The 9,812-nt window shown below is 66.8% G+C and carries 10 protein-coding genes; 8 read left to right on the top strand and 2 right to left on the bottom strand.

Going from position 1 to position 9,812, the window contains the following annotated elements:
• Positions 1-41: 41 nt before the first annotated feature.
• Positions 42-611, bottom strand: a complete 570-nt coding sequence (locus WAW17_RS12185) for an NUDIX hydrolase (RefSeq protein ID WP_422333235.1) — start codon at positions 609-611, stop codon at positions 42-44.
• Positions 612-710: 99 nt separating this feature from the next.
• On the opposite strand from WAW17_RS12185, the gene WAW17_RS12180 reads away from it, so the two are divergent.
• The 5 genes from WAW17_RS12180 (at position 711) to prcA (ending at position 4,682) form a co-directional block, all read left to right on the top strand.
• Positions 711-1,121 (top strand): nitroreductase family deazaflavin-dependent oxidoreductase, encoded by a 411-nt coding sequence (locus WAW17_RS12180; RefSeq protein ID WP_422333234.1) that lies wholly within the window; start codon positions 711-713, stop codon positions 1,119-1,121.
• 18 nt (positions 1,122-1,139) lie between these two features.
• The gene (gene dop / locus WAW17_RS12175) at positions 1,140-2,639 is read left to right on the top strand and encodes a depupylase/deamidase Dop (RefSeq protein ID WP_422333233.1); all 1,500 of its coding nucleotides are present in this window, start codon (positions 1,140-1,142) and stop codon (positions 2,637-2,639) included.
• A 170-nt stretch (positions 2,640-2,809) separates the two neighbouring features.
• On the top strand, positions 2,810-3,004 hold the full coding sequence (locus WAW17_RS12170; RefSeq protein WP_422333232.1) for a ubiquitin-like protein Pup: 195 nt from the start codon (positions 2,810-2,812) through the stop codon (positions 3,002-3,004).
• Positions 3,001-3,885, top strand: coding sequence for a proteasome subunit beta (gene prcB / locus WAW17_RS12165; RefSeq protein WP_422333231.1), 885 nt, complete (start codon positions 3,001-3,003; stop codon positions 3,883-3,885). Before WAW17_RS12170 ends, prcB begins: the two co-directional genes overlap by 4 nt.
• The gene (gene prcA / locus WAW17_RS12160; RefSeq protein ID WP_422333230.1) at positions 3,882-4,682 is read left to right on the top strand and encodes a proteasome subunit alpha; all 801 of its coding nucleotides are present in this window, start codon (positions 3,882-3,884) and stop codon (positions 4,680-4,682) included. The genes prcB and prcA overlap by 4 nt, the downstream gene beginning before the upstream one ends.
• On the opposite strand, the gene WAW17_RS12155 is transcribed toward prcA, so the two are convergent.
• The gene (locus WAW17_RS12155) at positions 4,673-6,151 is read right to left on the bottom strand and encodes a phosphatase PAP2 family protein (protein ID WP_422333229.1); all 1,479 of its coding nucleotides are present in this window, start codon (positions 6,149-6,151) and stop codon (positions 4,673-4,675) included. The genes prcA and WAW17_RS12155 overlap by 10 nt on opposite strands.
• Before the next feature lie 74 nt (positions 6,152-6,225).
• Between WAW17_RS12155 and pafA the strand changes: the two genes are divergently transcribed.
• The 3 genes from pafA to WAW17_RS12140 are packed head-to-tail and all read left to right on the top strand — an operon-like array spanning position 6,226 to position 9,613.
• Positions 6,226-7,584 (top strand): Pup--protein ligase, encoded by a 1,359-nt coding sequence (gene pafA / locus WAW17_RS12150; protein WP_422333228.1) that lies wholly within the window; start codon positions 6,226-6,228, stop codon positions 7,582-7,584.
• Positions 7,585-7,634: 50 nt separating this feature from the next.
• Positions 7,635-8,627, top strand: a complete 993-nt coding sequence (locus tag WAW17_RS12145; protein WP_422333227.1) for a helix-turn-helix transcriptional regulator — start codon at positions 7,635-7,637, stop codon at positions 8,625-8,627.
• The gene (locus tag WAW17_RS12140; RefSeq protein ID WP_422333226.1) at positions 8,624-9,613 is read left to right on the top strand and encodes a helix-turn-helix transcriptional regulator; all 990 of its coding nucleotides are present in this window, start codon (positions 8,624-8,626) and stop codon (positions 9,611-9,613) included. The genes WAW17_RS12145 and WAW17_RS12140 overlap by 4 nt, the downstream gene beginning before the upstream one ends.
• The last annotated feature ends 199 nt before the right edge of the window (positions 9,614-9,812 follow it).

The raw sequence follows: 9,812 nt of genomic DNA, 5'->3' as shown, positions 1-9,812 counted from the left end.
CATCCGGGTTCCCGCCGCGCCGGCGTTCGGGTGAAGTGCTGCTAGTGGTCCTGCGCGAGGAGGTAGTCCTCCAGCAGCGCCCGCGTGTCCGGTACGAATTGCCAGTCGGGGTCACGCAGGTGCAGGGCCAATTCGTGCGGGGTCCACCACCAGCCCGCGGCGATCTCGCTCGTCTGGTGCACGATCGGACCGTCGTAACGGGTTTCGTAGGCGTGCAGGTGACAACGGACCGGGCGGCCCTGCCAGATCCCGTCCCACGAGATCCGGGCGAGCGGTGTCAGTTCGACGCCGACGACGCCCAGTTCCTCCTGCAGTTCGCGAAGGGCCGCGTCATGGGCGGTTTCGCCCGGGGCGACCACCCCGCCCGCCAGGCAGTCGTGCTGACCGGCGAACACCGCCTTGTCGTCCGATCTCCGGTGCACGTACACCCGCCGGCCGTCGCCCGACCGCACGAGAACACCGGCGCTCGCGTGCCAGAGGCCCTCGGCGTACACGCGGGAACGCTCCGCCGAACCCACCTGCCGGCCCGCGCTGTCGAACACCGCCACCCTCTCGTCCGCCGGATGTTCGGCCGACTCGGTGGCGCGGGGGGTGTTCGAAGCAGACTCCATGGCTGTCGATCCTGCCAGCTCGACACCATGCGCAGTGCGGGAGAGGCGCAGTATCGTCGACGTAGGGACGTCCAGCCGCGCCCGGAGGGATGAAAGTTCATGACGATGCCGCGCGCGCTCGCCCGGTTCAATCGGGTCGTGACCAACCGGGCTGCCCGTCCTGTCGCGGCAGTGCTGCCCGGGTTCGCGGTGGTGGAGCATCGGGGCCGGAAGTCCGGCGCCCTTTACCGGACACCGGTGAACGCGTTCGTCGTCGACGGGCGTTACCGGTTCCCTCTCACGTACGGAGCGAGCAGCGACTGGGTGCGCAACGTGGTGGCGGCAGGGGGGTGCACCATCGTGAGCCGGCGGCGCGCCGTCGCCCTGACCGATCCGAAGATCGTCACCGACGTATCCCACGACTGGGCACCCGCGGGGGTGCGGACGGTGCTCGGCCTCATCGACGCCGACCAGTACCTGGAATGCGCGCCGGTCGCGTCGCAGGACTGTTCCGACGGCCCGGCGTCGTGATCGCATAGGCTCGGCACCATGCAGCGGATCATCGGTGTCGAAGTCGAGTACGGAATCTCCTCACCCGGCGAGCCTTCGGCGAACCCGATCTTGACCTCGACCCAGGCCGTCCTGGCTTACGCCGCCGCGGCCGGAGTGCCCCGTGCCAAACGCACCCGCTGGGATTACGAGGTGGAATCGCCCCTGCGGGACGCCCGCGGATTCGACCTCGGCCGGCTCAGTGGCCCGGCGCCGGTCATCGATGCCGACGAGGTCGGGGCCGCCAACATGATCCTCACCAACGGCGCCCGGCTTTATGTCGATCATGCGCATCCCGAGTACTCGGCGCCCGAAGTCACCGACCCCCTCGACGCTGTCATCTGGGACAAGGCGGGGGAGCGGGTGATGGAGGCGGCCGCTCGGCATGCCTCCAGCGTCCCGGGGGCGCCCCGGTTGCAGCTCTACAAGAACAACGTCGACGGCAAGGGTGCCTCGTACGGCACCCACGAGAACTACCTCATGTCGCGGGCCACTCCGTTCTCCGCGGTGATCAACGGGCTGACCCCGTTTTTCGCCTCCCGCCAGGTGATCTGCGGCTCCGGGCGGGTGGGTATCGGCCAGTCCGGCGACGAGGCCGGGTTCCAGCTGTCCCAGAGGGCCGACTACATCGAGGTGGAAGTCGGACTGGAGACCACTCTCAAGCGCGGCATCATCAACACCCGCGACGAGCCCCACGCGGACGCCGACAAATACCGGCGACTGCACGTCATCATCGGCGACGCGAACCTCGCCGAGATGTCGACCTACCTCAAGGTCGGTACCACTGCGCTGGTCCTCGATCTGATCGAGGCGGGAGTCGACCTCACCGACCTCCAACTGGCCCGTCCCGTGACGGCTGTCCACCACATCAGCCACGATCCGACGTTGCGCGCCACGGTGGCGTTGGCCGACGGGCGCGAGTTGACCGGGCTGGCGCTGCAGCGGATCTACTTGGACCGGGTAGCGAAGTTCACCTCGGCGGAGGGCAACGACGATCCGCGGGTGGCCGATCTTCTGGAGAAGTGGGCCATGGTGCTCGATCTCCTCGAGCGGGACCCGATGGAGTGCGCGAACATCTTGGACTGGCCGACGAAGCTGCGGATGCTCGAGGGGATGCGTAGCCGGGAAGGCCTGGGATGGGCCGCGCCCAAGCTGCACCTCGTCGATCTGCAGTATTCGGATGTGCGACTCGACAAGGGTTTGTACAACCTTCTGGTGGCGCGGGGGTCGATGCAGCGACTCGTCACGGAACAGCAGGTTCTCGATGCGGTCGGCAACCCGCCGACCGACACGCGGGCCTACTTCCGGGGTGAGTGCCTGCGGAAGTTCGGTGCCGACATCGCGGCCGCGAGCTGGGATTCCGTGATTTTCGATCTCGGCGGGGAGTCCCTGGTTCGTATTCCCACGCTCGAGCCGTTGCGGGGCAGTAAAGCCCACGTCGGTGCGCTTCTCGAGTCGGTGGAGAGCGCCAAGGAACTCGTCGAGGAGCTCACGAACTGACCCGGCGATCCCGCTCACACGCATCCGGTCCGGAAGTCACCGCCGCGTCGGCACACACGTGGGCGTGTCGCTCGGTAGGGTGAAGGTCCGAGCGGATGATTCAGTCAGACTGCTTGGCAGAACAGGACGCTCGGAAGAAGAGCTCCCTTCACACAAGGAGGTCGGCGGCGATGGCGCAAGAGCAGACCAAACGAACTGGTGGCGGCGACGAGGACGACACCCCCGGCGGGGACGGCGGTGCGGGTCAGGAACGTCGCGAGAAGCTGGCCGAGGACACCGACGACCTTCTGGACGAGATCGACGACGTTCTCGAGGAGAACGCCGAGGACTTCGTGCGGGCCTATGTCCAGAAGGGCGGCCAGTGACGGCCGATCGACCGGCACTGCGGATGCACGACGGTGACACGAGGCTCAGTTTCGGTTCGAACCTGTCCTCGTTCACCGAGTATCTGCGTGGTCATGCACCAGAATTGCTGCCGGAAAATCGAATCGGCCTTCGCTCCCACACGACACGGGGTGGTGACGGTATGGAGACCGGTGATTTCGCACCGCACGGCACAACGATCGTGGCGCTCACCTACAAGGGCGGCGTGCTGATCGCCGGTGACCGGCGTGCGACGCAGGGCAATCTGATCGCCAGCCGGGATGTGGAAAAGGTCTACATCACCGACGAATATTCGGCGGCCGGGATTGCCGGCACAGCCGGGATCGCGATCGAGTTGGTGCGGTTGTTCGCCGTCGAACTCGAGCATTACGAGAAGATCGAGGGTGTTCAGCTCACCTTCGACGGCAAGGCCAATCGCCTGGCGTCGATGGTGCGTGGCAATCTCGGTGCCGCGATGCAGGGCCTTGCGGTGGTGCCGTTGCTCGTCGGCTACGACCTCGACGCCGACGACGAGGCCCGGGCGGGCCGCATCGTGTCGTACGACGTCGTGGGTGGGCGCTACGAGGAACGCGCCGGATACCATGCGGTCGGTTCGGGATCGTTGTTCGCGAAATCCTCTCTCAAGAAGCTCTACACACCCGAAAGCGACGAGGAAACAGCGCTTCGGGCGGCCATCGAGTCGCTGTACGACGCTGCGGACGACGACTCGGCCACAGGCGGCCCGGATGTCACCCGGGGCATCTACCCGACTGCCGTCACCATCACCGGTGCCGGCGCCGTGCACGTGCCGCTGGAAACGACGACCGATCTGGCTCGGCGCATAGTTGCCGACCGTACCGAGGGAGGGGGGTCGACGCGATGACCATGCCGTACTACGCCTCAGCCGAGCAGATCATGCGGGATCGCTCGGAACTGGCGCGCAAGGGTATCGCGCGGGGACGCAGCGTGGTCGTGCTCACGTTCCGGGATGGTGTCCTGTTCGTGGCGGAAAATCCTTCGACGGCGCTGCACAAGGTCAGCGAACTGTACGACCGTCTCGGCTTCGCGGCCGTGGGGAAATACAACGAATTCGAGAACCTGCGCCGTGCCGGTATCGTGCACGCCGATATGCGCGGCTACTCGTATGATCGTCGCGATGTCACGGGCAGGTCGCTGGCCAATGCCTACGCACAGACCCTCGGCACGATCTTCACCGAACAGCCCAAGCCGTACGAGGTGGAAATCTGTGTCGCGGAGGTCGGGCCGGTCGGCAGTACCAGGCCACCTCAGCTCTATCGCATCACCTATGACGGTTCCATCGTCGACGAACAGGCCTTCGTCGTGATGGGCGGCACCACCGAACCCATCGCCACCGCGATGCGCGAGTCGTATCGTCCTGGCCTCGAACTCGGGGAAGCCGTCTCCGTGGCCGTCAACGCCCTGAGCCACGCCGGCGCGGGCGACGGGGAGCGTCGCACGGTCGACCGGGCCGCCCTCGAGGTTGCGGTCCTCGATCAGTCGCGACCGCGTCGAGCCTTCCGCCGTATCTCTGGTGCCGACCTGGAACGGCTGCTTCCGGAGGCTCCTGCCGCGGAGTTGCCGTCGACGTCGGTCCCGGAGTCGGAGTCGACCGGCACACCGGAGGCGGGTGCGGGTCCCGACCCGGAATCTCAGGGCTGATCCTCGCCGGGCCGGGGTCGATAGACGGTGATCGACTCGGGCACGCTGCGGAATTCGAATGTGCGGGCGTCGGCTACCACCTCACCGTCGGTGGCGAGGGCAACCGGTGGTCCGTCCACTTGGACGGTGAGCCGGCTCGCGCGCGAATGCACGTAGACGGGTGTGTTGCCCAGCGTTCCCGTGGCCGCTGCGAACAGCAGGCGGAGACGGGACGCACGTCGATCGGCCCGAACGTATCGGACGTCGAGTAGCCCTCCGCTGATTTCCGGACGGGACATCGGGATCTGATCGGACGGCGAGTAGCGTCCGTTGCCGACGAACAACATCCACACGAGCGCCGGCCGGCCGTCGACGGAGACGGCGAGAGGACTGGCCGCCAACAGAATTCTGATCATCGCGGCACACGCGGCCGGCCACTTTCCGTAGCGGGGTTGCCACTTCTCGCGTAAGCGCACGGCGTCGGGATAGCCGCCGAGGCTCGCGGTGTTGAGGAACGGGGCCGGCTCCGCGACATCGGTGACGGCGACGGCATGATCGACCAGGTGTGCATGGCCGGACTCGACGGCCTCTGCAGTGTCGGCGAGGTCCGCGACACCGACGTCCTGAGCGAAATGGTTCAGGGTCCCCCCGGGAAAGACGGCCAGCGGAAGCGAGAGGCGTGCTGCCGCCGCGGCCACGGCGACCACGGTTCCGTCCCCACCGCACACCCCCAGTGCGCGTGGTCGCGTCTCGTCGACCCAGGCGTCGATCTGGCGCGCGAAGTCCCCGTCGGCATCGAGGGTGCGCAGCCGTGCCTCGGGGAGGGCCGCGACGATCTCTTCGCTCGGATCCGTGCCCGCCGGCCCCGACTGCGGATTGACCAGCACGAGCAGTCCTTTCCCACCGGGCAGGGCGGGGGCGTCGGCGGGGGATCCCAGAGCTGCGGGCTCCTCGGAGCGCAGGGCCCACCAGCGGCGGGTGCCGAGGGCCACGGCACCGCCGAACGCGGCTCCGGCGAGGACGTCACTCGGCCAGTGGACGCCGTTGTGGACGCGGGAGTACGCCACCGCCGCAGCCAACGGTGCGACCGCGGCGCCCGCCGCGGGTGATTCCAGGGCCACACCGGTCGTGAATGCCGCCGCCGACGCCGCGTGTCCGGAGGGAAAGGACGAGGAACCCGGCATCCGGACCCCGCGCAGTACGTTCACCCACTGCCGTGGCGGCGGGCGTCGACGGGGAAAGAGCGGTTTGAGGACACCGTTGGCCAGGCCGCTCGCGACCAACAGGGACAGCAGGCCCCGCACGGCGCCGCGTCGCGCGGGGCCGCCGACCGCGGCGAGCCCCGCAGCCGTGAGCCACCACAGGAAGCCGTGGTCGGCGATCCGGCTGAGGAACCGCATCACCCGGTCGGCCTCGGACGGGCGGAGATTCGCACTCTTGTCGAGCACGATCACGTCGGCACGGTGGATTCTGCGTAACGGAGGGGTCACGACCTCAGCCTAAGGTCGCCGCACTCGATGTGGTTTATCGCTCTGCCCGGGAACAACCGTTGTACTGTCGAAGTGTGCAGCGACGAATCATGGGAATCGAGACAGAGTTCGGTGTGACCTGCACCTTCCATGGTCACAGACGACTGAGTCCTGACGAGGTTGCGCGCTACCTGTTCCGGCGTGTGGTGTCGTGGGGCCGTAGCTCCAACGTGTTCCTCCGGAACGGTGCCCGCCTGTATCTCGACGTCGGTTCCCATCCCGAATATGCGACCGCAGAGTGTGACAACCTCATCCAGTTGGTCAACCACGACAGGGCCGGCGAGCGAGTGCTCGAGGAGTTGCTCATCGACGCGGAGCAGCGGCTTGCCGAAGAGGGGATCGGCGGCGACATCTACCTGTTCAAGAACAACACCGACTCGGCCGGCAACTCGTACGGATGTCACGAGAACTTCCTGGTCGCGCGGGCCGGCGAGTTCTCCCGCATTTCGGATGTGCTGCTCCCGTTCCTGGTGACGCGGCAGCTGATCTGCGGTGCCGGGAAGGTACTGCAGACACCGAAGGCGGCCACGTTCTGTCTTTCACAGCGCGCCGAGCACATCTGGGAAGGTGTCTCGTCGGCCACTACCCGCTCGCGGCCGATCATCAACACCCGCGACGAACCGCACGCCGATGCGGAGAAGTATCGACGTCTGCACGTGATCGTCGGCGATTCCAACATGTCCGAGTCGACGACGATGCTGAAGGTCGGTACCGCGTCGCTCGTTCTCGAAATGATCGAGGCGGGGGTGTCGTTCCGTGATTTCGCGCTCGACAATCCCATCCGTGCCATCCGGGAGGTCAGCCACGACGTCACGGGCCGCCGGTCGGTGCGGTTGGCCGGTGGCCGGCAGGCGAGTGCTCTCGACATTCAACGCGAGTATTACTCCCGGGCCGTGGAGCACCTGCAGAATCGCGATCCGGATCCGCAGGTCACGCAGGTGGTCGACCTGTGGGGACGAATGCTCGATGCCGTGGAGTCGCAGGATTTCGCGAAGGTCGACACCGAGATCGACTGGGTGATCAAGCGCAAGTTGTTCCAGCGTTATCAGGATCGGCACGGTTTCGAGCTGGCGGATCCGAAGATCGCGCAGCTCGATCTCGCCTACCACGACATCAAACGCGGTCGTGGTGTTTTCGATCTGCTCCAACGCAAGGGGCTGGTCAAGAGGATCACGGAGGACGAGACGATCGACGCCGCGGTGGACACTCCTCCGCAGACCACGCGCGCGAGGCTGCGCGGAGAGTTCATCGCCGCCGCGCAGGAGGCGGGTCGCGACTTCACCGTCGACTGGGTGCACCTCAAGCTCAACGATCAGGCCCAGCGGACGGTGCTGTGCAAGGATCCGTTCCGATCGGTCGACGAGCGGGTGGAGCGCCTGATTGCCTCGATGTAGCGGCGGTCTCCCCGCCGGGTGGATGTCTCTCACCCACTAGGCTTCCGGACGTGGCGACATCCAAGATCGAGCGCTTGATGAACCTGGTGATCTGTTTGCTGTCCACCAGGCAGTTCCTCACCGCAGAGAAGATCCGCGAGAGCGTCGCCGGGTACGCAGATTCGGCCAGTGACGAGGCGTTCAGTCGCATGTTCGAGCGGGACAAGAACGAGCTCCGCGATCTGGGTGTGCCACTCGAGACGGGGCAGGCGTCGCGTTTCTCGACGGTCGAGGGCTACCGCATCAACCGGGACGCGTACGAGCTTCCTGATATCGACCTCACTCGGGAGGAGTCCGCTGCCGTGGCCGTGGCCGTGCAGTTGTGGGCGTCGCCCGAATTCACGTCGGCAGCGCAGGGGGCGTTGCTGAAGTTGCGTGCAGCCGGTGTGCAGGTGGACGCCGATTCGTCGGCCACGCCGATCACAGCCGTTCCCGCTCGCACACGCGGGTCGGAACCGGCGCTCGGGAAGCTGCTGGCCGCGATCGACGCGCGGCGCGCCGTGCACTTCCCACACCGCGGCGCTCTCAACGAGCCCTTCACGCAACGTACCGTCGAGCCGTGGGGTGTCGTCACCGCCCACGGACGGTGGTATCTGGTGGGTCACGATATGGATCGGGACGCCGTTCGGACGTTCCGGCTCTCTCGGATCGGCGACGAGGTAACGCCGTTCGGACCCGGCGGTGTGGTAGACAAACCGTCCGATATCGCCCTCCGCGAGATCGTCGATCGGGCCACCGGGTCGGGTGAGGTGACGGGGACGGCCACGGTATGGGTGGCCGAGGGACGGGCTCAGGAGTTGCGGCGGCTGGGCACGAGGACAGGGGAGCGGATGGCAAACTCGCGCCCGGGTAGCGTCCTCGAGATCCCGGTCCGTTCCCGGGAGTGGCTCGCCCGGCTGGTGGCGGGCCACGGTGCGGACGCGCTGGTTCTCGATCCGCCGGAGCTTCGCGACGATGTGCTGGCGAAGTTGCGGGACGCGGCCGGCGAGGGGATGGCGTCATGAGCGGCCGACTGTCGTCGCGGCTGTCGCGGCTGCTCAATCTGGTGCCGTACTTCATCGCGAATCCGGGGATCAGCGCCGCCGAGGCGGCAGCCGAACTGGGTGTGACCACCGCCCAGTTGATGTCTGATCTCAATCAGCTGTGGGTGTGCGGACTGCCCGGGTACGGTCCCGGTGATCTCATCGACCTGTCGTTCTCCGAGGAAAGCATCGAGGTGACGTTCTCTGCGGGCATCGATCGCCCACTCCGGTTGACGTCCACGGAAGCGACGACGCTGCTGATCGCGCTGCGTTCACTGGTGGAGATGCCGGGCATGGTCGACCCCTCTGCGGCGCACAGTGCGATAGCAAAGATCGAGGAAGCTGCGGGAACTGCTGCCGCTGCCGGCGCCGGCGCGGCGGCGGACGCGGAAGCGGTGTCGAGCAGGGTCGGGGAAGTGGCCGAAGACCCGATCGCAGCCACCGTCCGATCGGCACTGCACCGTCGTCATGCACTGCACATGACCTATTACTCGGCCTCCCGCGACCGGGTCAGCGAACGTACCGTCGACCCGGTACGGATCGTCCTGGTCGACAATCACAGTTACCTGCAGGCCTGGTGCCGTCAGGCCGAGGGTGTTCGGTTGTTCCGGTTCGACCGGATCGATGCCGCGACCGAACTCGACGAGCCGTCCACGCCGCCGGCGCAGGCACTCGAGGAAGACTCGAATCTCGAGTTGTTCAGCGGTGACGACTCCCTGCCGCGGGCGCGGTTACACATCGCACCGGAATGCGTGTGGGTGCTGGACCAGTACCCGATGGAGGTCTGCAGCGTAGACGTGGACGGTTCGGTGGAGGCCGGCATGCGGTTCGCGACCCTCGGATGGATGGCGCGCATGGTGCTCGGTTTCGGCGGCGGCATCACCGTTCTGGAACCGCCCGAATTGCAGACCGAAGTGCGGCGCCGGGCGGTCGAGGCGTTGGCGGCGTACGGCGGTGTCGACGCGTGAGGACGAGTGTTCACCGGTGTCGTTGTCAAGCGGCACACAGTGAACCCGGAGTTGAACAGCAGCCCAACGCCCCTTTCGACCCCGCTGTCGTGGGGTATGTCCGGTAGCATCGGGGTCACCTGATCTTTTGGAGGTTTCATCATGGGAGCCGTTAGTCCCTGGCACTGGGCCATCGTCGCGTTGGTCGTCGTTATTCTGT

The organism is Rhodococcus sp. (in: high G+C Gram-positive bacteria), from assembly GCF_049286785.1.
GTDB lineage: Bacteria > Actinomycetota > Actinomycetes > Mycobacteriales > Mycobacteriaceae > Rhodococcus_F.
The sequence above is the reverse complement of the archived record's forward strand: the minus strand, read 5'-3'. Positions and strand labels throughout refer to the sequence as shown.

Bases quoted from the DNA above. Each gene is read 5' to 3' on its own strand.
- WAW17_RS12140 (WP_422333226.1), top strand. From the start codon at position 8,624: ATGAGCGGCCGACTGTCGTCGCGGCTGTCGCGGCTGCTCAATCTGGTG.
- WAW17_RS12170 (WP_422333232.1), top strand. From the start codon at position 2,810: ATGGCGCAAGAGCAGACCAAACGAACTGGTGGCGGCGACGAGGACGAC.
- WAW17_RS12180 (WP_422333234.1), top strand. From the start codon at position 711: ATGACGATGCCGCGCGCGCTCGCCCGGTTCAATCGGGTCGTGACCAAC.
- WAW17_RS12185 (WP_422333235.1), bottom strand. From the start codon at position 611: ATGGAGTCTGCTTCGAACACCCCCCGCGCCACCGAGTCGGCCGAACAT.
- prcA (WP_422333230.1), top strand. From the start codon at position 3,882: ATGACCATGCCGTACTACGCCTCAGCCGAGCAGATCATGCGGGATCGC.
- dop (WP_422333233.1), top strand. From the start codon at position 1,140: ATGCAGCGGATCATCGGTGTCGAAGTCGAGTACGGAATCTCCTCACCC.